General features: G+C 37.6%; 24 protein-coding genes and 1 tRNA gene. 18 read left to right on the top strand and 7 right to left on the bottom strand.

Annotation, left to right across the window (positions count from 1 at the left end):
- The 10 genes from ACO1O5_RS19055 to ACO1O5_RS19100 form a co-directional block, all read left to right on the top strand.
- Positions 1 to 1031, top strand: a 1031-nt coding sequence (locus tag ACO1O5_RS19055) for an OmpP1/FadL family transporter (protein WP_486273080.1), incomplete at its 5' end; no start/stop codon positions are given.
- Between the two features lie 247 nt (positions 1032 to 1278).
- Positions 1279 to 1515 (top strand): hypothetical protein, encoded by a 237-nt coding sequence (locus ACO1O5_RS19060; protein ID WP_486273082.1) that lies wholly within the window; start codon positions 1279 to 1281, stop codon positions 1513 to 1515.
- Positions 1516 to 1577: 62 nt separating this feature from the next.
- Entirely contained in the window at positions 1578 to 1889 is a 312-nt protein-coding gene (locus tag ACO1O5_RS19065) for a rhodanese-like domain-containing protein (protein ID WP_486273084.1), read from the top strand.
- Between the two features lie 194 nt (positions 1890 to 2083).
- Positions 2084 to 3427 carry a TolC family protein gene (locus tag ACO1O5_RS19070; RefSeq protein ID WP_486273086.1) on the top strand — a complete coding sequence of 448 codons (1344 nt, stop codon included), beginning with the start codon at positions 2084 to 2086 and terminating at the stop codon, positions 3425 to 3427.
- A 12-nt stretch (positions 3428 to 3439) separates the two neighbouring features.
- Positions 3440 to 4552: an efflux RND transporter periplasmic adaptor subunit gene (locus tag ACO1O5_RS19075; RefSeq protein ID WP_486273088.1), complete on the top strand. Its 1113-nt coding sequence runs from the start codon at positions 3440 to 3442 to the stop codon at positions 4550 to 4552.
- A gap of 116 nt (positions 4553 to 4668) precedes the next feature.
- Positions 4669 to 7881, top strand: coding sequence for an efflux RND transporter permease subunit (locus ACO1O5_RS19080; protein WP_486273091.1), 3213 nt, complete (start codon positions 4669 to 4671; stop codon positions 7879 to 7881).
- A 10-nt stretch (positions 7882 to 7891) separates the two neighbouring features.
- A complete protein-coding gene (locus ACO1O5_RS19085) occupies positions 7892 to 8200 on the top strand; it encodes a hypothetical protein (RefSeq protein WP_486273093.1) in 309 nt (102 codons plus the stop codon).
- Between the two features lie 10 nt (positions 8201 to 8210).
- Positions 8211 to 8435, top strand: a complete 225-nt coding sequence (locus tag ACO1O5_RS19090) for a YgaP family membrane protein (protein ID WP_486273095.1) — start codon at positions 8211 to 8213, stop codon at positions 8433 to 8435.
- 96 nt (positions 8436 to 8531) lie between these two features.
- Positions 8532 to 9872, top strand: a complete 1341-nt coding sequence (locus tag ACO1O5_RS19095; RefSeq protein WP_486273097.1) for an OprD family outer membrane porin — start codon at positions 8532 to 8534, stop codon at positions 9870 to 9872.
- An 18-nt stretch (positions 9873 to 9890) separates the two neighbouring features.
- The gene (locus ACO1O5_RS19100) at positions 9891 to 10523 is read left to right on the top strand and encodes a Crp/Fnr family transcriptional regulator (RefSeq protein WP_486273098.1); all 633 of its coding nucleotides are present in this window, start codon (positions 9891 to 9893) and stop codon (positions 10521 to 10523) included.
- 38 nt (positions 10524 to 10561) lie between these two features.
- Here the strand turns inward: ACO1O5_RS19100 and ACO1O5_RS19105 are convergent, their stop codons facing one another.
- Both ACO1O5_RS19105 and ACO1O5_RS19110 read right to left on the bottom strand, forming a co-directional pair.
- Positions 10562 to 10984 carry a hypothetical protein gene (locus ACO1O5_RS19105; protein WP_486273100.1) on the bottom strand — a complete coding sequence of 141 codons (423 nt, stop codon included), beginning with the start codon at positions 10982 to 10984 and terminating at the stop codon, positions 10562 to 10564.
- Positions 10985 to 11007: 23 nt separating this feature from the next.
- Positions 11008 to 11742 (bottom strand): class I SAM-dependent methyltransferase, encoded by a 735-nt coding sequence (locus ACO1O5_RS19110; RefSeq protein ID WP_486273102.1) that lies wholly within the window; start codon positions 11740 to 11742, stop codon positions 11008 to 11010.
- A gap of 182 nt (positions 11743 to 11924) precedes the next feature.
- Between ACO1O5_RS19110 and ACO1O5_RS19115 the strand changes: the two genes are divergently transcribed.
- Together ACO1O5_RS19115 and ACO1O5_RS19120 are read left to right on the top strand one after the other, a co-directional pair.
- Positions 11925 to 11997: transfer RNA gene (locus tag ACO1O5_RS19115), tRNA-Lys, on the top strand.
- Positions 11998 to 12246: 249 nt separating this feature from the next.
- Positions 12247 to 13242: a site-specific integrase gene (locus ACO1O5_RS19120; protein WP_486273104.1), complete on the top strand. Its 996-nt coding sequence runs from the start codon at positions 12247 to 12249 to the stop codon at positions 13240 to 13242.
- Here the strand turns inward: ACO1O5_RS19120 and ACO1O5_RS19125 are convergent.
- From ACO1O5_RS19125 to ACO1O5_RS19145, 5 genes are all read right to left on the bottom strand, one after another.
- Positions 13231 to 14145 carry a GlxA family transcriptional regulator gene (locus ACO1O5_RS19125; RefSeq protein ID WP_486273106.1) on the bottom strand — a complete coding sequence of 305 codons (915 nt, stop codon included), beginning with the start codon at positions 14143 to 14145 and terminating at the stop codon, positions 13231 to 13233. The two genes, ACO1O5_RS19120 and ACO1O5_RS19125, sit on opposite strands and share 12 nt — an antisense overlap.
- Positions 14146 to 14491: 346 nt before the next feature.
- Entirely contained in the window at positions 14492 to 15067 is a 576-nt protein-coding gene (locus ACO1O5_RS19130) for an AraC family transcriptional regulator (protein WP_486273108.1), read from the bottom strand.
- 187 nt (positions 15068 to 15254) lie between these two features.
- The gene (locus ACO1O5_RS19135; protein ID WP_486273110.1) at positions 15255 to 15905 is read right to left on the bottom strand and encodes a hypothetical protein; all 651 of its coding nucleotides are present in this window, start codon (positions 15903 to 15905) and stop codon (positions 15255 to 15257) included.
- Positions 15906 to 15932: 27 nt separating this feature from the next.
- Positions 15933 to 17114: a DJ-1/PfpI family protein gene (locus ACO1O5_RS19140; RefSeq protein ID WP_486273112.1), complete on the bottom strand. Its 1182-nt coding sequence runs from the start codon at positions 17112 to 17114 to the stop codon at positions 15933 to 15935.
- A gap of 71 nt (positions 17115 to 17185) precedes the next feature.
- Entirely contained in the window at positions 17186 to 17533 is a 348-nt protein-coding gene (locus tag ACO1O5_RS19145; protein WP_486273113.1) for a hypothetical protein, read from the bottom strand.
- Between the two features lie 295 nt (positions 17534 to 17828).
- Between ACO1O5_RS19145 and ACO1O5_RS19150 the strand changes: the two genes are divergently transcribed.
- The 6 genes from ACO1O5_RS19150 to ACO1O5_RS19175 all read left to right on the top strand — a co-directional run bounded on the left by ACO1O5_RS19150 (position 17829) and on the right by ACO1O5_RS19175 (position 22400).
- Positions 17829 to 19154, top strand: a complete 1326-nt coding sequence (locus ACO1O5_RS19150) for a multicopper oxidase family protein (protein ID WP_486273115.1) — start codon at positions 17829 to 17831, stop codon at positions 19152 to 19154.
- Between the two features lie 120 nt (positions 19155 to 19274).
- Positions 19275 to 19946 (top strand): GNAT family N-acetyltransferase, encoded by a 672-nt coding sequence (locus tag ACO1O5_RS19155; protein ID WP_486273116.1) that lies wholly within the window; start codon positions 19275 to 19277, stop codon positions 19944 to 19946.
- Positions 19947 to 20065: 119 nt separating this feature from the next.
- Entirely contained in the window at positions 20066 to 20209 is a 144-nt protein-coding gene (locus tag ACO1O5_RS19160) for a GTP cyclohydrolase I (protein WP_486273118.1), read from the top strand.
- A 78-nt stretch (positions 20210 to 20287) separates the two neighbouring features.
- Positions 20288 to 20899 carry a GNAT family N-acetyltransferase gene (locus tag ACO1O5_RS19165; RefSeq protein ID WP_486273120.1) on the top strand — a complete coding sequence of 204 codons (612 nt, stop codon included), beginning with the start codon at positions 20288 to 20290 and terminating at the stop codon, positions 20897 to 20899.
- Positions 20900 to 21087: 188 nt separating this feature from the next.
- The gene (locus ACO1O5_RS19170) at positions 21088 to 21759 is read left to right on the top strand and encodes a sigma-70 family RNA polymerase sigma factor (protein WP_486273121.1); all 672 of its coding nucleotides are present in this window, start codon (positions 21088 to 21090) and stop codon (positions 21757 to 21759) included.
- Positions 21760 to 21863: 104 nt separating this feature from the next.
- Positions 21864 to 22400 carry a DUF4142 domain-containing protein gene (locus ACO1O5_RS19175; RefSeq protein ID WP_486273123.1) on the top strand — a complete coding sequence of 179 codons (537 nt, stop codon included), beginning with the start codon at positions 21864 to 21866 and terminating at the stop codon, positions 22398 to 22400.
- The last annotated feature ends 27 nt before the right edge of the window (positions 22401 to 22427 follow it).

Below are 22427 nucleotides of genomic sequence, written 5' to 3' on the forward strand. Positions count from 1 at the left end.
GTTCGGTAAGTGGTGTTACAAAAGATGCAAGGGGAGTTTCTGTCATGCCAGCTCTTGCAATGGTATGGGGCAAAGAAGATAGTAAACATACATTTGGTGTGTCAGCATTTGGAATAAGTGGTTTTGGCGTCACCTTTCCGCAAAGCAATTCGAATCCTATTAATATGCCTCAAAGTTCAGGAGGCTTTGGGCGTATTCAATCAGATTACCAACTACTCCAGGTAGGTCTTGCATATTCATACAAAATTTCAAAACAATTTTCTATCGGGCTGCAACCTAATTTTGACTATGCCACATTAAAACTGGCTCCCAATCCGCTCGCCTCACCCAGCCAAACACTTGGATACCCCGTTAGTAATAAGGCAACTGCAGTAGGATTTGGCGGACAGGTTGGCATATTTTATAATTCAGGCAAAGGAATTAAATTAGGTGCATCCTATAAAACGCCGCAAACTTTTGGAAGTTTCGATTTTGCCAATACTTATCTTGATGGCAGTAAAGCTCCGAATGTGAAATTTAAAATGAACTATCCTGCAATCATTTCTGCCGGGGTCGGCTATTCGAAGAGTAAATTTGATGTTGCCGTCGATTACCGTTTTGTGAACTATGCAAATACCGCAGGCTTTGAAGCAAAGGGATGGACGAACACTGCGTCTGTAGCCGGTTTCGGTTGGAAAAATATTTCAATAGTTTCGGCAGGAATTCAGTACAAAGGATTAAATAAATTTCCCGTAAGAGTTGGCTATACTTACAGCTCCAATCCTATAAGAAGTGAACTTGCATTTTTTTCCACACCTGCAACTGCAGTGATAAAAAATGCATTCCAGGTAGGTTGTGGATACGAATTTAACAGCAGGTTAACGCTCAATGGAGTATTTCATTACGGAACCAGCAGTGGCTCCACCAGCGGGCCATTATTAAACCCGGGAATGAAAGATGAAGCAAACAATTATGGTGCGGTTCCCGGCAGCAACGTATCATATAAAATGAATACAAGCATGGTAATGTTGGGAGTTAATTATTCATTTTGAAATTGAGAGTCTGATTGAATAGAGAAAAAGTTCCGGGTATCTTCCGGGACTTTTTTTGTGCAGCATCGGCTGCGTTACTGATTACTGAATGAACTATCAACCCTGGGAAACGGATTAACAAAAAGCCTTCACTTAGTGTAACCTTTGTTACCAATAACCGTAGTCATTGAATTTACATTTGCGTTATCAAAATAATTAAATAATGGTTCATCAAATATTTTAGCACGGGAAATAAAATCAATTAATCATGAAAGAGACAATTTTTTATAACTGGAATTTTATGAGGTTTATAAGATTGGTGTTAGGCATTTTTATTATTGTGCAAGCGGTAATGGCCAAAGACATCGGAATTGGATTATTGGGTATTTTTTTTACCGCAATGCCTCTGTTTAATATTGGTTGCTGCGGTGCAGGTGGCTGTTCCGTTCCAACAAAGAAAAGTACTGAAAATATAAAAGAGGTTTCTTATGAAGAAATAAGTTAAACATTCTAACGGGCAAACATAAAAATAGTAATCAAAAAAATAACAAAATAAAATTTAAACAAATGAATATTTTTCAATCCTTATTTGGAGGCGGACAAACAGTAGATCTAAAAGACGTTATTAGTGAAGGTGCATTTTTGGTAGATGTAAGAACTCCGGGAGAGTTTGCGCAAGGCCATGTAAAAGGATCAGTTAATATACCTTTAGATACAGTAGCCTCTCAACTATCAAAATTCAAAAACAAAAAAAATATTGTGGTGTTTTGCAGAAGTGGAGCCAGGAGCTCGCAGGCAAAATCTATTTTAAATCAAAAGGGATTTACAAACGTTGTTAATGGTGGCACGTGGAACCACGTGAGCCAGTTTGTAAAATAATTTTTTCAATAATATTTAGGGTAAAATAATTTATTAGGAAGTACTGCCAGGTATTGGATATCTGCAACAGTACTTCTTTCTGTTTCAATGGCCTTAAGTGCATTAATAATAAGGCCCAGGCTGGTATGGTACGTTACAAATGTTACAGTGTTACTCTATTGATGTTTATAGTTTTGCCGCAAATTAAAAAGTTAGTGAACACAAGAAAATATTTCGTCTTAACGGTTATAATAATTGCCTCGTTTTTGAATGGCCTGGCATTAAAAACGTCGGCGCAGGATAACACAAAACAATTAAATCTTTCCGATGCAATTGCGGCAACATTGAGCAACAACAAAGCAATTCAACTGGACCAACTGGATGAAAATATTGCAGCCTCCAATTATAAACAAACGAGTGCGATTTTTTTACCGCAAGTTGGTTTTTCGTATACGGCAATGAGTACTGATAATCCGCTCAATGCGTTTGGTTTCAAGCTGCAGCAAAAGTCAATTACTCAAAATGATTTCAACCCTGATCTTTTGAATCATCCTTCAGGCACTCCCGACTTTACAACCATGCTGGAAGTGAAACAGCCATTGGTTAATTTGGATTTATTATTTAAGAGAAAAGCTGCGGCGAAGCAAATAGAATTATATCAATATAAAACACAGCGAACAAAAGAATATTTAACTTTTGAAGTACAGAAAGCATATCTCCAATTGCAGTTGGCTTATGATGCCGTTAGTGTTTTGGAAGAGATATTACAAACAACAGATTCAGTGTATGCATTTACAGATAATCATTTTAAGCAAGGCTTAATTCAAAAGTCTGATGTGCTGAATGCACAGGTGCAGATTACCACCGTTGAATCGAACCTGGCAAAAGCAAAAAGTAGTGTTCGCAATGCATCCGATTATCTCAGTTTACTAATGGGGCAGGCCGATGGTGTTATTTATAAACCAATAAATGTTTCCCAAAACGAATTTTCAACGAATGATTCCGTTACAAAAATTGCTGATTCAAGGCCGGATTTTTTGGCAATGCAAAAAGCTATTGAAGCATCTGACCTAATGATTAAATCAGGTAAAATGAGTTACCTGCCCAAACTGAATGCGTTTGGAAGTTACCAGTTGAATGATAAGCAAATGCTGGGATTTGGCGCTAACGCTTACCTGGCAGGTGTGCAGTTATCATGGGAGATTTTTAAAGGCAACGCTACTAAAAATAGTATTGCCACGCAAACTTTAGAGCGTAATAAATTAGCCGAACAGCTAACCCAACAGAAAGAGCAAAGCCAGCTGGAACTTGACAAAGGATACCGTGACCTTGCTGATGCTCAATACGAAATCCGGCAACAGGAATTAGCCGTTAACCAGGCAACAGAGGCTTTAACCATTTTAAAAAACCGGTATCAGCAAGGATTGGTAAACACAACAGATGTATTGATGGCAACGTCGCAACTGTCGGATCAAAAATTTAAATTATCGCAAGCCTTTTTTACTGCAAATGTCACCAGGGCTTACCTGCAACTTTTAACCTCATCTGCCAATAAATAAATTTCTTATAACATGCGTTTAAATATTCTTTCAAAAAAGACATTTCAATTAATTACTCTATCGGTATTGGTTACCCTAAGTTCCTGCTCCTCGAAAGATAATACCGATGCTATTGGCAATAAGGATATACCAATTTCTGTAACGGTTGCTACACCATCATCCGGCGAGCAGCAAAGCGTAAATATAAGTGGCCATATCGAAGCTGCCCAGTCTGCCAATATCAGCACAAGAGTTATGGGATATATCACCATGTTGAAAGTGAAAGCTGGCGATCATGTAAGCAAGGGAGAACTTTTGGCAAGCATAAGCAACCAGGATATTTTAGCAAAGAGAGCACAGGCAGATGCAATGATTGCACAGGCTACGGCAGCGCTGAAAAATGCGCAAAAAGATTATGACCGCTTTAGTATTTTGTTCAATCAACAAAGCGCTACCGCAAAAGAGCTGGACAACGTTACCCTGCAACTGGCATCAGCCAAATCAAGCCTGGAAGCGGCAAAACAAATGCGTAATGAAATAAACGCACAGCTTAATTATACTAATTTAACGGCTCCATTCTCAGGCATTGTTACGCAGAAATTAGCAGATGCAGGTAGCATGGCCAACCCGGGCATGCCTATTCTCACTATCGAACAGGTTGGAAGCTACCAGGTAAGTGCATCCGTTCCGGAAAATGCTATCAATCAAATTCACCTGGGCGCTGATGCAATTTTATCAGTAAGCGCTTTGGGTAAAACCATTAAGGCTGAGGTTGCCCAAATCAATCAGTCTTCTCAATTTTCCGGCGGCCAATATATTGTCAAAATAAATATTGCTGATAAGGATAAAGGCGGATTGTATGCAGGTATGTATGTAAATGTTACAATCCCTTTAAAGGAAACCATTGCCAACCCTGGTAAGGAAAATGCTGCAGTTCTTGTACCAACAACAAGCATTGAAAATAAGGATCAGTTGACCGGGTTATACACCATAAGCAGCAATAATACTGCGTTGTTGCGGTGGGTTAGATTAGGTAAAACATATGGTGACAAAGTGGAAGTCCTCAGCGGCTTGGCCAGGAGCGAACAATATATTGTAAGTGCAGATGGTAATTTATATAACGGTGCGCCGGTAAAACTAAAATAGATGTTTAGATACAGAAATAATTGACTTATGACTGCAAAGTCACCGGCTCAAAAAAAGCACTTAGCGCTACCGTTAGTAGCTGGAAAATATTACAAACGAATTATTAATACAAGAAAATGAAGAATGGTTTTTCAGGAAATATAGCAAAGGCGTTTATCCAGTCGAAATTAACGATACTGTTGATGATTGCGTTTTTATTGATTGGCGGATACAGCACCTATTTAATACCACGCGAAGAAGAACCGCAAATACAGGTACCGATGGCCGATATATTTATCGGCTATCCCGGTGCTGAACCGAAAGATGTAGAAACAAAAGTTTCAGCACCGATGGAAAAAATCATTTCCAATATAAAAGGTGTTGAATATGTGTATTCCACATCTATGAAGGGACAGGCCATGTTGATCGTACAGTTTTATGTGGGTCAAAATGTTGAAAATTCACTGGTAAAATTATACAGTGAACTGATGAAGAACATGGATAAAATGCCGCAAGGTGTAACGCTCCCGTTGATAAAGACAAGAGCTATAGATGACGTTCCTGTATTGGGTTTAACGCTGTGGAGTGAAAAATACGATGATTACCAGTTAAAGCAGATTGGCCAGGAACTTACCAATGAAATTAAAAAGATACCTAACGTTTCAGACATCAACATTATAGGTGGCAGAAGCCGTGAAATAAAAGTATTGCTGGATAAAAATAAAATGGCAGAAAATCATCTTGACTTTTTGTCCGTCAGTAAACAAATACAGGGAAGCAACGTGCAGATGCAATCTGGCAACATTTTACAGCGTGATACTTCGTTCTCAGTAGAAACAGGAAATTTTTTATCGACTGGTGATGATGTGGCTAACCTGGTAGTAGGTACCAACCAGCAACAGCCTGTTTACTTAAAACAGGTGGCAAAAGTAGAGGAAGGCCCCGAGACTTCTAATCAATATGTTCTATTTGGATATGGCAAAGCAGATACGGCTAAATCAAATGTATTCAAATCAAATTACCCGGCTGTCACTTTATCCATTGCTAAGAAGAAAGGTGCGGATGCTATGAAATTATCCAAACAAATATTGGCTAAAGTTGAGCATATTAAAAAAGAATTATTGCCTGATGATGTGCAATTAACTGTTTCAAGAAATTATGGTGAAACTGCGTCGGATAAGGTTTCGGAATTGTTGTTCCATTTATTTATTGCGATTGTGGTGGTTACTTTATTTGTAATGCTCGCTATGGGGTGGCGTGGTGGTTTGGTTGTTTTTCTTTCCGTTCCCGTAACATTTGCACTTACGCTTTTCAGTTATTACTTTATGGATTATACGCTCAACCGTATAACGTTGTTTGCATTGGTGTTCATAACGGGAATAGTGGTAGACGATTCCATCATCATTGCAGAAAACATGCACCGACATTTTAAGATGAAAAAATTGCCGCCATTGCAAGCCGCCATCTACGCTATTAATGAAGTAGGAAATCCTACGATTCTTGCGACGTTCACAGTAGTTGCGGCAGTTTTACCAATGGCTTTTGTATCAGGCATGATGGGCCCTTACATGAGCCCGATGCCCATAGGTGCTTCGATCGCTATGATGTTATCATTGATTGTTGCATTAACCCTTACTCCCTACCTTGGTTTTATCTTCCTGCGTGAAAAGGAAAAGAAAGGCATCCCTCATAAGGAAAGTAAACCTCACGTGCTGGAAAATAGCCCCATCTATAAAATCTATCGCTCGTTTATCAGCCCGCTTCTGCAAACCCGTTGGAAGCGCTGGACTTTTATTATAAGTATCGTGGTGATATTATTTGCCTCATTATCCATGTTCTATACAAAAGCAGTAGCAGTAAAAATGTTACCATTCGATAATAAGAATGAATTCCAGGTGGTGATTGATATGCCTGAAGGAACCACATTAGAGACAACGCAGGCAGTTACGAAAGATATTGCAGACTACGTTTCTACGCAACCGTTAGTAACCAATTACCAGGCATACATCGGCACATCAGCACCCATTAGCTTTAACGGTCTCGTTCGTCATTACGATTTAAGAAGAGGAGATAATGTCGCTGATATACAAGTAAACTTAGTGGATAAAAGCGATAGAAATATACAAAGCCATGGCATTGCTAAATTAATGCGTGGGCCTATACAGTCTATTGCAAAAAAATATAATGCCAACGTGAAGATTGTGGAAGTGCCGCCCGGGCCTCCGGTTTTGTCAACCCTTGTTGCAGAAATATATGGTCCTGATTCTAACCAGCAAATTAAGATTGCCCGGGAGGTTAAAGAGTTGTTCAAAAAAACAAAGGACGTGGTAGATGTGGACTGGATGGTAGAAGACGATCAGCCGGAGTATCATCTGACGGTTGATAAAGAAAAGGCCATGCACTATGGAGTGGCCACAGAACAGGTAGTGGCAACTGTTAATGCCGCATTATCAGGGTTGTCTTCCGGCAATATTTACCACCCGGTTTCTTATAATCAAACTGCTATTAAACTGCAATTAAGCGATGCGGATAAAGCCAGCATGGATGATATCCTTAATATAAAAATCATGGGTATGCAAGGCAACGAGGTTCCCATCGGTGATCTTGTAACCGTAAACAGGCAAGTACGACAAAAAAATATTTACCGTAAAAATCAAAAGGAAGTAGTGTATGTGCTTGCGGACATGGCCGGCAAACTGGAAAGCCCTTCCTATGCAATCGCGAACGTTTCCGATAGTTTAAAAAATGTGCAGGTTCCGAAAGGCTTTTCATTGAAAGAAGAATATACACATCAACCTGAAATGGAAGATAATTATTCATTGAAATGGGATGGTGAATGGCAGATAACTTTTGAAGTTTTCAGGGATTTGGGAATTGCATTTGCTGTCGTTATTTTATTAATCTACATATTGATCGTTGGCTGGTTTCAAAATTTCACCGTACCGTTAGTAATGCTTGCCGCTATACCGTTATCCTTAATTGGTATCGTGCTGGGCCATTGGATGCTGGGCGCTTATTTTACCGCTACATCAATGATTGGGTTTATTGCTTTGGCTGGCGTGATGGTCCGAAATTCGGTACTCTTAATTGACTTTATTAATATCCGGTTGCGGGAAGGAATTCCATTAAAGCAGTCAATCATTGAAGCTGGCGCAGTACGAACTACACCGATCTTATTAACCGCTGGTGCCGTGGCATTGGGCGCAATCATTATTTTGTTTGATCCGATTTTCCAGGGATTGGCTATTTCATTAATGGGCGGAACCATTACCTCAACGTTTCTCACTTTACTGGTTGTGCCTTTATTGTATTATAGAATGATGCGCAAAAAATATCCTGAAAAAAAGTAAAAATTAAAACATGAAACTATTTATTGTAACCAGTTTGAAAGATTACCAGGATGACGTAATCAAAATATTTAAGAAAGCGGAAATAGCCGTATTCAGCATAACTGATGTGGTAGGAGTAAAAGATAATCAGCATGCAGATCTTATGGAAGAATGGTTCGCCAGTGGTGATGAAAAATTTGATTCGCTGATGATATTCAGCTTTACAAGTGATCAAAGTGCTGAAGATGGGATGGAACTGATCGAAAAATATAACCAGTCAAATAATACCGGATTTCCTGTAAGGGCTTTTATTGTGCCGGTTGAAAAATCAAATATTTAAATATTATAAAATGAAAGAAAGAATTGTCCGGGCTGTTGCCGGCACTATTGTATTAGCAAGTATCCTGCTTGCCTATTTTGTAAACATCAATTGGATGTGGCTGGGGATTTTTGTGGGTGTCAATCTCGTTCAGTCGTCTTTTACAAAGTTTTGCCCGCTGGAAAAAATATTGAATTCGTTTAATGTTGAACAAGCTCCTAATCAGCAGGAGCAACATATTAATATAAAAGAATGACAGGGTTTAGAGGGGATGAAAAAAATTATCATCATATCATTATTATCGTTTTCGTTTATCCTGCCAGGTAAGGCACAGCAGAATGAAATTTCTGAAATGCCACAACTGAATAGGGACAATCAACTTCAAAAGCAGGACACCACTTCACTATTGCATGCGTTCGAAAGTGGCCGGTTAACGGGCCACTTTAGAAACTTTTTTATGAGCACTCAAAATGAAAAGGGACTCACCGATTATTACGCAAATGCTTTGGGGTTAACGTTACGATATGAAACAAATAAATTTTATCATGTTCAATTTGCAATAGGAGGATTTTCTGATTTTAACATTGCGTCGTCAAACCTGGCAGCGCCTGATGTCATAACGGATATGGTTAGCCGCTATGAAACCGGGTTGTTCGATATTACAAATATTTCCAAAAAATCTTTGTTTGGTTTGGATGAACTTTATCTAAAATATACTTTCAGGCAGTCTTCCATAAAAATGGGAAGACAATTTATTAATACTCCATTCATCAATTTGCAGGACGGCCGCATGAAAGCCACCGCAGTGGAAGGTCTTTGGGGAGAATTAAACGAAATAAGGAAGTTGAAGGTTCAATTGGGTTGGTTGTGGGGAATTTCGCCAAGAAGCACTGGTGCCTGGTATAATCCGGGAAAATCAATTGGGTTATATTCTTCTGGTATAAATCCGGATGGCACAAAATCCGGGTATAGTAATAATATTAAGAGTAACGGAATAGCAATTATTGGAATTACAAATGCAATAAATGATAACGTAAAGCTGGAAGCCTGGGATATATTTACAGAAAATGTTTTCAATACAGCTATGTTGCAAACGGATATTACTTTTCCGCTGAAAAAAAATAATTCTTTGTTTACGGCTGCGCAGATTATTAAACAAAACGCCGTTAATTATGGTGGAAACGAAAATCCATGCAAGACTTATTTTTCAAAAAAAAGTAAGCCATTAAGCTTTGGTGCAAAGGCTGGATGGAGGAATAAACAATGGGAAATATCTCTTAATTACAACCGCATAACCGGTTCGGGCAGATACCTGTTTCCACGGGAGTGGGGTGTAGAACCGTTTTTTACATTTCTTCCAAGAGAACGTAATGAAGGCACAGGCGATGTAAGTGCAATCATGGGCAAAGTAAATTACACGATTGTGAAAGAAAGGCTTAATACATCGTTGGCAACAGGTTTTTATTCTTTACCCGATATAAAAAACTACAGGCTCAATAAATACGACATGCCTTCGTATACGCAAATAAATGGCGATATTAAATATATCTTTGCACAGGATTTTAAAGGCCTTGAAGCAGAGTTCTTAGCTGTAGCAAAATTGAAGCAAGGCGAAACTTACGGTAATGAAAAGTCTGTTTTTAATAAAGTGAATATGATGCAATTCAATTTGATTATCAACTATCATTTTTAGTTAGTAATGGATAAAACAATGGATAATAATGTAACTCTCAATGCAACATTTGAGCCCGCGTTAGTTAAAGAAATGTACCAGTTTGGTGAGATTAAATATTTTAAAGAAGGGGATATTATCATGGATTACGGTAAATACATTCGAATGATGCCGTTGATAATTAAGGGAACGGTTAAAGTCCTTAGAATGGATGAAAACGGGAAGGAGATTCTTTTATATTATTTGTCGAGTAACGAAAGTTGCTCTATGGCTTACAGTTGTTGTGTAGAGGCGAAGAAGAGTGAAGTAAAAGCGATTGCGGAAGACGATGTTGAATTGATTGCGATACCACATATTAAATTGGACGAATGGTTGTGTAAATATATCAGTTGGAAAAACTATATCATGCGCAGCTTTAACGAACGCTTTTTAGAACTATTGAAATCTATAGAAAGTATCGCGTTTCATAAATTGGATGAAAGGCTCATTGCCTACCTAAAGGAAAAACAGCGACTTTCCGGCTCCAGCGTTATCAAAGCATCTCATTATCTTATCGCCGATGAATTGGCAACATCAAGAGTAGTAGTTTCCCGTTTGCTTAAGCAATTGGAAAACGATGGTAAGATTTTATTATACCGCAACGAAATAAAGCTCCTGAAGGATTTTAATTAATCAAGTGATTTTTGAAAATAGTTCCGGGATAGTGCATTCTATTTAATCAGCTGCCTGAATTTTTTCAACTCAGAAATTTCAAGTGGTGAAAGCAATTCATTGTTTTCATATTTTGCTTTAAGAAACAATACTCTTTTATGTTGAGGGTATCTTTCGAGAATTCTCTCTATTAATACACCGGCGTCTTTATCTTTTTCAAATAATGGAGTTGGGGGAGGCAATTCCGATTTATATCTTGTCGGCATTCGTTTTATTATCGCTTCCAGCGTTCCAAGTTTACTGATAGATACATCCTTTATTTTGGAGGCTTTGCTGTGCAGGCCCTGTAATTGTTTTTTGCTAAGACTTCCCCGTTGCTGGTATTGTTTATAAAGACTTATTACGAACGAAGACACCGGATAAGCCAGTATGCAGTCTTCAAGCAGATCATTGATAATATCAATCTTTTTCTTTGTATTCATTTTATAAAAAAAATCGGCCGGGTTTACTTTTTTTCATACAGCAAAAAATGTTGCAATGGAAGAAATTCACCGTCCTCTGCAAGTTTAAATCCATTATCTGCCATTTCCTTATTCGTTTGCTCAACGGTCATTTTATGCAGGGGCAGTATGGGAATGTTCGGATCTTCAGCCCTGTATTCGAGTAATAAAACTCTGCCGTTACTCTTTAGCGCCTTACTTATGAAATGCATCATTTCTTTAGGATATTCCAGTTCGTGATACACATCAATTAATATAGCGAGGTCTATTGAACTATCCGGCAAATGCGGTGATTTTGCGTCACCCTTTACCACTTCAACATTCGTGGCTCCCTCTTCATTTTTTTGATTATTAAGGTAGCGAATTAAATCGTCCTGTATTTCTACAGCATACACTCTACCTTCCGGAACCTGCTTCGCAATTTTGAAAGTGTAATAACCGGTGCCTGCACCAATATCTGCTACAACACTTTTGGGTGTCAGGTTCATTTTTTCGATAGCAAGCCGGGAATTTTCCTCCTTTTGGCGGTCTTTGCGATCGAGCCACGCTGCTCCGTCCGACCCCATAACCTGCGCAATCTCCCTGTCAGCATAAAATTTTCCGGTGCCATCAGAGGATCGTGGTTTATAGCTGTAACTATATTGAGGATTAATAAAAGTTTTATGACTTTTTTCGGAAGAATTACATTTTCCAAACGAAAAGAAAATAAAAATTATTAATCCAATTGCGGGTACTTTCATAAAATTGAAGATAAATTAATACTTCTTTTTATTCGAAGTTAATTTTAAAAAAAACCTTCAAAAAGAGGAACTCTTTTAAAAAATTTGTTGCCAAATCTTTTTGCATTATTTTTGCACTCCTTTTTAAAGATTTGGTAGCCCTTACAATGAGTTCCAATGTTGTAAAGGAATATAAGATAAATGATTTGGTAGCTCAGTTGGTAGAGCAATACACTTTTAATGTATGGGTCCTGGGTTCGAGTCCCAGCCAGATCACAAATTTACAATTCAAACGAAATCAAAAGCCCGCAAACTCAATGTTTACGGGCTTTTGTGTTTTTAGAGACTGATCAAAATGTTCATTTAAACGCAAAATAATTGTGAGTAATTCATGAGTTCGACTGATTAAAACCATCACTTACTATTATTGAACTAATGATATGAAAATGAACATGTTCAGTCTTTGAACACGTGTTGCCAAGGGAGGTCTGAGGTTCTAATTTTATAACCTTAAAAGCTATTACAATGCCTGGCAAAAATTTCAGTTTGCTTTTCTACTTAAAAAGGCCAAAAAATTATCTTAACGGGGATATGCCTATTTACATGCGCATTACCGTAGATGGGTTAGTAAAAGAATTAACTACTTCACGAAAATGTCATCCTGAAATATGGGATCAAAAATCGGAAAAGGCCTATGGAAAGGGCGAGTACATAAAGGAATTAAATAACCACCTTTCCACACTGAAAGTAAAAGTTTTTGAAGCAAGGCTTTTGCTTATCGAGACAAATAAGCAGGTTACGGCTGATGGTATTAAAAACACGCTCATCGGCAAAGTTGAGAAATCAAAAACGGTCTTAGAAGTTTTCAAAAATCACAATGAGCAGTTGGAGGCGTTGGTAGGTTCGGAGTATTCGCCTGCCACCCTTAGGCGTTATAAAATCTCCTTTGGACATACCCTATCTTTTATAAAATGGAAATATAATTTAGATGACTTTGAAATAAATAAAGTCAACTACGAATTTTTAACTGATTATGTGTTCTGGTTAAAGACGGTACGCAAGTGTAATCACAATACATCGATGAAATACGTCCGCAATTTCAGAAAGATTGTCAATGGTAGTATTCGACGTGGATGGCTGACAAGAGATCCGTTTTGGGGATTTAAGATGTCAATGGAAGCGGTTAAAATAACGCCCTTATCTAAAGAAGAATTAAAAGCACTTTCAGAAAAGGAATTTTCATGTGAACGGTTAAACCAGGTAAAAGTTATTTTCCTGTTTTGTTGTTTTACAGGTTTGGCCTACGTCGATATAAAAAAATTAAAGAGGACAGAAATAGTAATAGGCATAGACGAAGAAAAATGGATTTTTACAAACTCGTCAAAAAACTGGTACTGCATCCCGGATACCTATTCTGCCAAATCTACTCTCAATCTCTTTAAAATGCATAAAAAAACAGCAGCTCTGTCCAATTTTTTGAATCCAACCTTTTCCAAGTGGGGTACTCAGTTATTTTTTTAATATCCGCTGTAATTGCCTGGCTGTTTTAAATCCGCATTTTGAGGCTATATATTCAATGGTATATTCAGGGTTATTAAGCATGGTACTTGCATATTCCTTTCGTAAAAGGGTAAGGTATTCAAGAATAGTAGAACCGGTTTTTTCTTTAAAAACCCTGCTGAGATTTCTGGGGCTCATGCCGACAAGTAAAGCAAGTGATGCTATATCATTTTCCTTGGAAAGATTGTCTATCATGTAATCCTGTACTTCATGTATTTGTGGATTAATATGATTTCTGTAGTCGAGATAAATACTTTGTTGTTTATGTGTGCCACTTCGCCTGTGATAAACAACAAGACCTCTGGCTACCTTATGGGTAAATAACGACCCTTTCAACCCTTCAAGAATGGCTAAAGCAAGGTCGATTCCTGCACTTATACCGGCACTTGTATATACGTTATTGCTTTTTACATATAATATATCTGTTATAACTTTTGCCTCTGGAAATTGCTCTTGCAAAGCACTTACCCTCCTCCAATGTGTAGTACATTCTGTATCCTTTAACAAACCGGCATGCCCCAACGCAAAAGCCCCGGTGCAAATTGAACAAACAGTTACATTTTTATCTGAACATTCCTTCAGCCAATTAAAGAAATCCCGTTCGGCTTTAAATGGAATACTGTTTACATATTCATGATCCATCCCTGGTACAAAAACAAAATCACCTTCTTTCAATTTTGCAGTTTTAAAATTTGCAATTTTCCCAAACCCAATACCACAAGTACTAATGGGTTCTTCACTATATTGGAAAAATTCAATACCAATTTCAAAACCATAGAACTTCGCTTCTGTAAACACCTGCACAGGTCCGGCCAGGTCAAGTAACTCTACGGTTGGTGGAATGATAAAGGCTACCTTTCGCATATTATAATTGTATTAAATTGTTTAAATAAAGATAGACAGAACAGCCACGATCGGACGGACAATAATATGTCACAAACTGACAAATAAAAAACCGTTCGTGAATAGAACGGTTTAATAATGCTGCAGTGGAATAACTTATTTGCAATTTGCACAAGTGCATGTTGAACCGCAATTGCAGTTTTCACAAGTACAATTTTGATTGCTGCATTTTACGTTTTGAGTGCTTTGACTCGTTGTTGTCGATTTCATAATTAATTTTTTAATTGTTATTTGATAACACAAAAATAGTCCGGGTATCAACGTTGATTGTTACATTACTTTGGGCAAGCGTTACAACATTTTGGGATTAAACGTTATCTAATGATTTGCGCTTTGCCATTCCAATCTCTTTAAAATAAGTAGGAGTTAAACCGGTGATCTTTTTAAACTGGTTGGAAAGGTGAGCAACACTGCTGTATTCAAGATCAAAAGCAATCTGGGATAAGGTCAATTGCCCATACACCAGCAGTTCCTTTGCTTTTTCAATGCGCTGTTCAATAAAGTAATTTTCAATTGTTCTTCCTTCGACAGCAGAAAATAAGCTGCTAATGTATGTATATTCGTGATTGACTTTGCCGGAGATATAGTGGGAAAGTTTTATTTTATTTTCCTGGCCAGAGTCTTCATTCCTGGCTCTCTTAATTACCAGTTGCTTAATGTTTTCGATTAAAGCTGTATTACGGTTATCTATTAATTCTAAGCCTACTTTATCAAGTCTTTCTATCAACCCCTTTCTTTGATCCTGTGTGAGTTCATCAGATAAATGAATTTCACCAATATTAACTTTGTGAAAAGGAATTGTTTCATTGTTTAAAATATTTTCCACTGCAAGTACGCAGCGATGGCAAACCATATTTTTAATCAGCAACGTCATGTATGACATAGCAATGTTTTATGAGATTAAACCTTTACAGAGAACTGCTTATTGAATACAAGTATGTAAATACAAATTACCTAATCGACGGACAGTAATATTATCAGTATCCACAATAGTATTCCAATTATTGCAGCAGGCACTTCGTTGTGTTTATCATGAGCGCAAATAAAATTCAACTTATTTTAAATTCGCGTTACTGTTGTTTTGTTTGAACTGACCGATAGTTTTCGCGGTATATTTCAAGGCATTTCGAAGAGCAGAAGTAAAGGCTGCCTTCACTTGGATCGTAAATTGCATTTTGGACGTTTACGATTAACATCCGGCAAACAGGATCAATATAACTGGTCTTTATTCGCTCGATGCCCAATTCAAATACTTCTTTTTCATCAGTAATATTTTTAAAGAGATGATTTCCTTTTGAAATGAAGGTACAGGCAGATTTATCTTTTAATGCGTTTACAAAATCACCTGAACACCAGAAACTGCCAGGCGCTGCTTTTGAAGCTATCCTGGACACAAGGTTAATGGCAGAGCCGAAATAGTTACCACCTCTTTTCAAAACTTTCCCAAAATGGAGACCTCCATGCACCAATAGGAAATTTTCTTCGCATATTGTATTGGCTTCCAATTTAAGGGCAGTTTCAAGTAATGAATCCGGCGAATCGGAGATGAACATTATTTCATCTCCTGTCCGTTCGTGCATTTTGGTGTTGCCAACGAGGCAATTTTCTGCTATGTTGATATACTTGTCAATTAAATCCGCAGCAGAAAAATGGCCATGGGTCTCTGTTAACGCGGTATACCCCGATAAATCAGCCATAAGGATGGCAATATTTTGTTCCATAAGTTGATAATTATTTGAGTGAATTTTTTAGTTATAATCCAATGATATTTTTACAAAATTTTCAAATTGATTACCATATTGCTCGGCTATGTTTTTCAGACAAGTATTAAAAAGATACTGATTTTGTGTTGTATCGTACCTGATAGTTTTTATATTTTTGAAAAGCATTGCATCTTCCCTGGAAAAAGATGCAGGCATTGCCACGTGTAATTCATCCAGCCCTTTCACTTCATTATTGCCTCTATAAATAATAGACAAACCATATTTAGTCTGAATAGTCGAATCATGTAAAATATAGGTCTTGAAAGAAGCAGGCATCGTGCGGCTGTAAGTATCCAAAATAGTAGCCATAGTTAATTCATTAATCCCGTTTTCAAGTAGAACGGCGATGTTTCTGTTATTTCTAAAAAGGATCTTCTTAACTACGGTAAATTTGTTACTGCCGTTCAATGCAATACTTTGGTGTGCCAACCTGGTCTCTTCATAAGGGAAATTGATATCAGCTGCAACTTTTTTGCTCGTTTCGGAACCAAATAATTCCTTGATTACCAAAAGGCATCCATCTACTGCATTTGATACGCCTGCGGTGCTAAACAAATTACCAGCCCTTGTAACACTTACCTGCTGTACCCATATAGGTTTACTAAAGTGTCTTTTCACCGCTTCAAAATCAGATGCATGGCAAGTTATTGGTTTGCCATCGTAAAACCCTGTGGCAGCGCCGGTAGAAGCCCCATCACAAATGGTAAGCATTTTTGTGCCGGATGTAAAATGTTTTTTGATCCATCCTATTACGGTTGGATCCTGGTGTTCATCTCTTATTGATAAAGCAGGAATGACGATCAAATCTGCGTGTAAATTCATTGAATCAGCTTCACTGAAACTTAATTGAGGCACTATAAATAGGTCTCTTTTTATCACCACAGGAATTTTATCTTTTGCAACTATATAAACATTTGCTTTTTGGGTTGCATTGAACAGGTAAAACGGTGCCAGCATGTCAAACATCTCTGTGAGTGCAGGATCGGCAATAATAAATACTGTTTTTTTTGACCGGTCAAACTCCGGCAATTTTGATATGACCCGGCAATTACCCGACCATGGTTTGGGCTGAGTGAATAAGTTCCTGGCCGGCCTGTAAGCATGTATGAATAGTATGCTGAAAAATAACAGGGAAAGGAGCACACTATATTTTATTTTATTTTTCATATTAATTTTATTGAAGGGATCCAAAATAGTTCCCATATTAAGATGATATTATTTTGGATCCGTTTATATTGTTACAATTCAGATCTTGAATATTGCTTTTTAAATGCGAAGTGGAAGATCTCAGTTTCGCCCATTTTAACAGGGTAGGCATTTATAAATATCCAACCCTCCTTGCCCATATAATTGAGGGCATCGATGACGGTATTAAACTTCTTCAATTTACCGGCATCTGTTTTAATCCTTGTGTCGCGCCAAAAACTTTTTTCATCACCATAGTCAACATCAATGGTTACTCTATTGCTTAACAGTTTTGGTGTTGCAATCACCTGGCAATATTGTTCAACTTTGGAACTGTCTGACTGTGCGTTTGAGACAATTGAAACTAATAAGACAATGCTTATTATTAATACCTTTTTCATTTTAATTTTTTTTAAGTGTTAATTGATAATGCAAAGTTATTATCGCTTTCAAGCCCTCTGCGGACAGCCTGATGTCAAAAACGGACAACCTGTTTTTGCTCTATAAACAATATGAAATTTTTAATGGGAAGATAAATTGAATGGTCGATCAAATCCGCCGCAATAATTCTATTTATCCTTGTCCGTTTTTGACATCAACCTGTCTATTAATCCGCCTGATGGCCGGATACCTTTGTATCAGAAATTAATAATCAAAAAACTAATAATCATTTATTAAACAACAAAATCAACTACGATGAAACAGGAAAACAAAATGGTCGAATACCACTTAACCGCCAGTGAATTTAACTGGGAGATCAAACCCGGGAAAAATATCACTGCATGGGGATTTAACAACCAGTTACCGGGCCCGGTGCTAAGGGCAAAAAAAGGCGATACCCTTATTGTGCATGTTGAAAATAATTTACCCGAACCTACAATGATTCATTGGCACGGTATCAGGCTTCCGGCCACCATGGATGGCACAGGCGAAGTACAACGCCCTATATTACCCGGTGAAAGTTTTGAGTATCGTTTTGTAGTACCGGATGCCGGAACATTCTGGTATCATTCGCACCAAAATGAAACCGTGCAGATGGAAAAGGGTATGTATGGAGGTATTGTTATTGAAGATGGAACAGACCCGGTGGTGGATAATGAAAGAGTACTGGTAATTGATGACATGAAACTTACCAGCAAGAATGAATTTAAGCAGTACGGACCTATCGGCAGATGGGTTGAAAGGCATGATGGAAGAGAAGGCAGCACTAACCTCATCAACGGAAAAGAGGCTTTAACCATGCACATGCATGCGGGACAGATCGAAAGGTGGAGGATTGTGAATGCAGCAAGTGCCCGATATTTTAAATTAAACCTGGACGGTAGACCCTTTAAAGTAATTGCCACGGATGGCGGGTTATTGGAATATGCAAGAACCGACACAGAATTATTAATAACGCCGGGCGAGCGCTTTGATATTGTGGTTGGTCCATTTGAAAAAGGGGAAGTCTTTTCAATAAACTCCCTGCCTTACAACCGGGTAACCATGCTTAAGGCCAAACTGCAAAAGTATGCCACAGTGAATGTGATGGAAAGAAAACAATCCATCGCTTCATTACCGGAAAAACTTACCGAAATAAAATCTTTGGCGCCACAGGACGCTGAAGTTAACAGGAAAGTGACATTATCAGTTGATCCCAGCCTTAAACATGTTATTGATTTCAGGGTTAATAATGAAATGCACTCCATGGACAAGCCGGTGAGGGTTGGCGAACTGCAGGTATGGGAAGTATCAAACACAAGCTTGATGGATCACCCATTTCATCTGCATGGTTTCTTTTTCCAGGTGCTGGAAGAAAATGGTAAAGCGCCGGAGTATAAAGCCTGGAAGGACACTTATAATGTGAAACCCAGAACCAGAATCAAAATTGCCTGGATGCCAGATAACCGGCCCGGGATGTGGATGTATCATTGTCATATTATAGAACACCACGCCGCCGGTATGATGGCCAACTTCGAAGTAATTGACCCTTTAAGTCCCGTACAAGAAAAAGAGAAATCACTTCATAGCTGTCGTCCTTAATTATGTAAACTTATCCCAATAGAGTATAACAACATGCCAGGAATCCGGAAATAGCTTTGCAGCATCAAATTATTTAACGTTCAAAAATTAAAAAAAAATTAATCAAACAAAACTATTGCCATGTCACTTTACACATTTGCACATTCCAATAAATTTGCATCCGTTAAAATACCTACAGGATTAAGCATCGAAGAAAGCTCCGATATCATGTTGTTATCAAGGCTTGGTAATACCACACCGGAAGATGTGACTAAACGGTTGGCAAATGATAACCGGGCATTTGTTGCCTATGTAAATCGCCAGCCCGCAGCTTTCGGATGGATGGCCAGGGATAACGCAAAAATTGGTGAACTTAATCACGAATTTATTTTACCACAAGGCAACAGGTACCTGTGGAACTTTAGAACGCTTGAGGCCTACAGAGGGCTTGGTATTTATCCTGCCCTGTTGCAATACATCCTGCAAAATGGGGATTATGAAGCAAACAGATTCTGGATCATTCATGCTCCGGAGAATAATGCATCATTAAAAGGCATTCAAAAAACGGGCTTTGAATATGTTGGTAAACTATACCTCGACGTGAACGATAATCCTACTATTGAATCTAATAAGACTGCATTAACCTTTCGGGAAGAACTGGAATATATGGACTTAACACTGTCCGGGCGAACATCTGCTTCATGCTGGAATTGTAGTAGCCCTTATCTGAAAAAGCGCAACGCGATGTGTTGCTGTTCGATAGTCGGCAATGAATGTATTGGGAACAATATGCCTGTCATGATCTCTTATTAAAAGGTACTCGTTTGTGAAGAAAAGAGTACAAACCAAGTCCGAAGGGTGGTTATGAGTTAACATTGTATTTTGTGCAAAATAAAAGACATAATAACATTCAATCAAAACATATCAGATAAATGATAACTATAGTTGATGCAGTACATTTTTGTGTTTCAGCAAGAGGAGTGAGAGACACAAACAGCAGTACCATAACCTTTTTTTATGGAGGTAAGTTTTTATTGCCCGATGTAAAAAGTGAATTCCTGGATATGATTCATTAAGAAGAAGTAATTTCAAAACATATTTAGAGCGGCAGCAATAAACGTGAAGTATAGCTTCTATAAAAAAATGATATTAAGTTGAAAAATAATCCTGTCGTAAGGCTTTTAAAAACTGGTGACATCAGCCAGGTATTGGAAATTTACAAACCCTATGTTACGTCAACTACCATCACACCCGAACATGAAGTTCCTGACCTGTCAGATTTCTCCAAAAAAATTAAAAATATAGCTGCTTATTATCCTGTTTTGGTTTGTGAAGTGAATGATATAATTATTGGCTACACTTTTGCCAATAGGTACAGGCTGGCCCAGGGCCATCAATGGTCAGCAGAAACAACTATTTATCTTTCCCCCCATCATTATGGCAAGGGAGTTGCAAAAACTCTTTACCAGTCATTATTCAACATACTGAAACTCCAGGATGTAATTAATGTATTTGCAGGGATAGTTCTGCCAAACGTAAGAAGCGAAGCATTTCATAAAAACCTTGGCTTTCAGGAAGTAGGTATTTTTAAAAAAGGCATTTATAAACTTGGGAGCTGGCACGATGTAAAATGGTTGCAGCTATCCATTAAAGAACATTATAAAAATCCATTATCTCCAAAGTCAATTAAAGAAGTGAAGCATACAACGGCGTTCAAGGCTATTTTGAAACAAACGAATATCGAAAATTTAAATAAACACATTTAATTATGCGGTGCTAATGATGGAAATAGAACAACACTTGGTGAACTTGCATGATATTTCAGAGATTAGAATTTTATTTGTCGGTAGTAAAAATTTGTTTTTTGTGTAACCTTTATGTTGCTTGTTTACTCTAATAAGTCTGGATGTGCCTGTTAACCAGCAAAGATGTATTTGAAAGACAAAACACTATTATGAATTACGCTACCATTTATAAAAATGTTGAGCAATTTCCTGACTCAGCAGTCATCCGGGAAATTTTGCTGGGCAATAAAGAACTCTTTGAGATTTTAATCCGGAGGTATAATCCCGATCTTTATAAAACAGGAAGAGGCTATGGTTACAATCACCAGGATACTGAAGACTTAATGCAGGAAGCGTTTATTAATAGTTTTCAAGGCCTCGCAAAGTTTGAAAATCGTTCATCTTTTAAGACATGGATTATACGAATAATGCTGAATCTATGTTATCATAAATCGCAAAAGCTCAGTTATCAAAATAAGCCTACTATAGAAATATCAGTTAACAAAAATTCCGGAGCAATGTTTCTCAAGACCAACCATAGCAACCCTGTCAGCACTGTTGTCAATAAAGAATTAAAAATTGTTATTGAGACTGCTCTTAAAAATCTGCCTGAAGATTACAGGATGACATTCACATTAAGGGAACTAACGGGATTAGGCGTGGCCGATACTGCAGAATTGTTAAACACTTCTACATCTAATGTAAAAGTGAGGTTGAATCGGGCCAAAATGATGTTGCGGAAAGAAATAGAAAAGATATATTCTCCTGAAGATATTTATGAATTCAACCTTATCTATTGCGACAAAATAGTGAATGAGGTAATGAAGAAAATACTTTCGTAAAAAATCTGGTGCCTTTAACCTTTTCAAATTTTCCATTTTTATTGTAACCTTTTTGTGTTGAGCTACTCTATTGGAGTATAACTAATTTTTTAAAAATAAATATTATGAAACGAATCATGAAACCAATTAGTGCAGTAACTGTATTTGCAATGATAGTATTCGGATCTGCATACGCACAGGTAACCCCAAAACTTACTGATCCGGAAATAGCTTCTGTTGCTGTTGTTGCTAATCAAATAGATGTTAACTACGCAATGATTGCGAAGACAAAATCAAAAAATGCTGATGTCTTAAAGTTTGCGCACACTATGAGCGACGATCACACAGCAGTAATTAAACAAGCCGTAGCATTGGTTACTAAATTAGGAGTTACTCCAAAAGATAATGCAGTAAGCCAAAAGCTTTTGTCTGATGCAGCAAAAACAAAAAAACAGTTGAATTCAAAATCCGGAAAAGCCTTTGATAAAGCTTATATAGATAATGAAGTTGCCTATCATAAAGCCGTTATCGACGCTGTCGAAAATTTACTGATACCGCAAAGCCAAAATGCAGAATTAAAAAAATTATTGCAGGATGTACTCCCAACACTTAAAGCGCATTTAGCCCATGCTGAAATGGTACAAAAGGAGTTTGCAAAATAATGAAGACAAGTTTAAAATGGAGAGAAA

Source organism: Ginsengibacter sp., from assembly GCF_057362405.1.

What these genes read in the sequence shown, in the direction of transcription:
- ACO1O5_RS19125 (WP_486273106.1), bottom strand. Translation starts at nt 14,145, where the DNA reads ATGCGAAAGGTAGCCTTTATCATTCCACCAACCGTAGAGTTACTTGAC.
- ACO1O5_RS19155 (WP_486273116.1), top strand. Translation starts at nt 19,275, where the DNA reads ATGTCACTTTACACATTTGCACATTCCAATAAATTTGCATCCGTTAAA.
- ACO1O5_RS19095 (WP_486273097.1), top strand. Translation starts at nt 8,532, where the DNA reads ATGCCACAACTGAATAGGGACAATCAACTTCAAAAGCAGGACACCACT.
- ACO1O5_RS19140 (WP_486273112.1), bottom strand. Translation starts at nt 17,114, where the DNA reads ATGAAAAATAAAATAAAATATAGTGTGCTCCTTTCCCTGTTATTTTTC.
- ACO1O5_RS19105 (WP_486273100.1), bottom strand. Translation starts at nt 10,984, where the DNA reads ATGAATACAAAGAAAAAGATTGATATTATCAATGATCTGCTTGAAGAC.
- ACO1O5_RS19160 (WP_486273118.1), top strand. Translation starts at nt 20,066, where the DNA reads ATGATAACTATAGTTGATGCAGTACATTTTTGTGTTTCAGCAAGAGGA.
- ACO1O5_RS19085 (WP_486273093.1), top strand. Translation starts at nt 7,892, where the DNA reads ATGAAACTATTTATTGTAACCAGTTTGAAAGATTACCAGGATGACGTA.
- ACO1O5_RS19130 (WP_486273108.1), bottom strand. Translation starts at nt 15,067, where the DNA reads ATGTCATACATGACGTTGCTGATTAAAAATATGGTTTGCCATCGCTGC.
- ACO1O5_RS19100 (WP_486273098.1), top strand. Translation starts at nt 9,891, where the DNA reads ATGGATAATAATGTAACTCTCAATGCAACATTTGAGCCCGCGTTAGTT.
- ACO1O5_RS19065 (WP_486273084.1), top strand. Translation starts at nt 1,578, where the DNA reads ATGAATATTTTTCAATCCTTATTTGGAGGCGGACAAACAGTAGATCTA.
- ACO1O5_RS19075 (WP_486273088.1), top strand. Translation starts at nt 3,440, where the DNA reads ATGCGTTTAAATATTCTTTCAAAAAAGACATTTCAATTAATTACTCTA.
- ACO1O5_RS19080 (WP_486273091.1), top strand. Translation starts at nt 4,669, where the DNA reads ATGAAGAATGGTTTTTCAGGAAATATAGCAAAGGCGTTTATCCAGTCG.
- ACO1O5_RS19135 (WP_486273110.1), bottom strand. Translation starts at nt 15,905, where the DNA reads ATGGAACAAAATATTGCCATCCTTATGGCTGATTTATCGGGGTATACC.
- ACO1O5_RS19150 (WP_486273115.1), top strand. Translation starts at nt 17,829, where the DNA reads ATGAAACAGGAAAACAAAATGGTCGAATACCACTTAACCGCCAGTGAA.
- ACO1O5_RS19170 (WP_486273121.1), top strand. Translation starts at nt 21,088, where the DNA reads ATGAATTACGCTACCATTTATAAAAATGTTGAGCAATTTCCTGACTCA.
- ACO1O5_RS19175 (WP_486273123.1), top strand. Translation starts at nt 21,864, where the DNA reads ATGAAACGAATCATGAAACCAATTAGTGCAGTAACTGTATTTGCAATG.
- ACO1O5_RS19110 (WP_486273102.1), bottom strand. Translation starts at nt 11,742, where the DNA reads ATGAAAGTACCCGCAATTGGATTAATAATTTTTATTTTCTTTTCGTTT.
- ACO1O5_RS19145 (WP_486273113.1), bottom strand. Translation starts at nt 17,533, where the DNA reads ATGAAAAAGGTATTAATAATAAGCATTGTCTTATTAGTTTCAATTGTC.
- ACO1O5_RS19090 (WP_486273095.1), top strand. Translation starts at nt 8,211, where the DNA reads ATGAAAGAAAGAATTGTCCGGGCTGTTGCCGGCACTATTGTATTAGCA.
- ACO1O5_RS19120 (WP_486273104.1), top strand. Translation starts at nt 12,247, where the DNA reads ATGCCTGGCAAAAATTTCAGTTTGCTTTTCTACTTAAAAAGGCCAAAA.
- ACO1O5_RS19060 (WP_486273082.1), top strand. Translation starts at nt 1,279, where the DNA reads ATGAAAGAGACAATTTTTTATAACTGGAATTTTATGAGGTTTATAAGA.